Below are 1,377 nucleotides of genomic sequence, written 5' to 3' on the forward strand. Positions count from 1 at the left end.
TACTTGCGCAACGAGGCGGCTGCTGGAGGCGAAGCGTGGTTTCACTCCAATGGCGAACTCGCCCAGACGGTTCGCCTGTGCCTTTCGGCGGGGCAGTGCGCCGAGGTGCAGGCGGCCCAGACGCTGGCCTCGGCCAGGGCAGCGCTGGAGAACACCTACGGGGCAGCGGCAGCGTCGGATGTGCGCTCCCGCGTCGCGGATGAGCAGGCAGCGGTGACGCTTGTTGCCGCCCAGGGGCAGGTCGGCAGGAACGAAGTGCTGCGCATCACCGCGCGAGAGCTGATGCGCAAGTGCACCAGTGGCCGTGACCTCTCCGCCTGTCAGGCCGCCGCCGCCGCCGCCGAAATCGCGAACCTCGAGCAGCAGGCGGCCATCTCGGACCAGCTCGCCCAGGGCAACACGCTCCAGGCGCTGGAGCTTGCCGCGCGCACCGAGGAGCAAAAGCGGGCCTTGCAGTCCATCCACCAGCGGGAGGCCGTGATTCAGCACGCAGCGGACCTCTTCGCCCCCACCGCGCCCGCTGTCCTGACGGACAAGGGCTTCAACATGGCGGGTGAGTAGCATGCGCTCCTCGACGCGTCTTCTGTCCCTCCTGTGCCTCCTGTCTCCCGCCGTGGCACTCGCCGGGGACGTGCGCAACGTCGCCGTCGCCGAGCTGCTCGGCAAGACGCAGGGCCTGGCGTGGAGCTTCCTCTTCCCGTCCCTGATTCTCGGGCTCCTCGTCGCGTGGTTCGGCATGGGCAGTGGGAAGCAGGGGGACTTCATGGGGGTCGTCCTTCGCTTCCTCCTCATCATCGCCTTGCTGACGAATTACGAGACCGTCTTCGGCTCGGTGATTCTGACAGCCCGCGGCGCGGCGAAGACGCTGAATGCCGACGAGGCCTTCGCGCGCTACCACCAATCGCTGCGAGGCATGGTGGAGCGGATGCGCACGGCGAACATCGAAACCGCGCGCTCCATCATCGCCGACCCCGACAAGCCCACGACGTCGCGGCCAGCGGCCTGGGTGTCGGAGCAGCTTGGTGGTGTGACTGCCGAGATTGGCGGGCTCCTGTTCTCAACGGGCCTCACCCTCATCATGCTGCTGGCCATCATCGCGCACTGGGTGATGGTGCAGATGGGCCAAATCATGACGGCCCTCTTCTACGTCCTCGGGCCCATCGCGCTGTCGGTGACAGTCGCGACAGGGGGAGGCATTGCCCAGCGGTGGTTTACCGCCCTCTGCGGCTATGCCTCATGGCAGGTGGTGTCGGCCATCCTTCTCATGCTGGCGACGTCCATCATGGCCAATTCCCTGGATGCAACCTTTCCAGACGTACCTGTCGGCGCCGGGCAGGCAGGAGCAACCCTCGCTTCGACGATGCAGCTCTGCAAGGG

Annotated in this window: 2 protein-coding genes; both read left to right on the forward strand. The window is 66.9% G+C overall.

The annotated features are described in order from the left end of the window. The coding region (locus tag D7V88_RS43470; RefSeq protein WP_158625280.1) for a hypothetical protein at positions 1 to 561 on the forward strand (561 nt) is incomplete at its 5' end. Between the two features lie 70 nt (positions 562 to 631). After that, a partial coding sequence (locus D7V88_RS41495) for a hypothetical protein (protein ID WP_147449152.1) occupies positions 632 to 1,377 on the forward strand: 746 nt, incomplete at its 3' end.

The sequence above is a fragment of the Corallococcus terminator genome (genome assembly GCF_003611635.1).
Taxonomy (GTDB): Bacteria; Myxococcota; Myxococcia; order Myxococcales; family Myxococcaceae; genus Corallococcus; species Corallococcus terminator.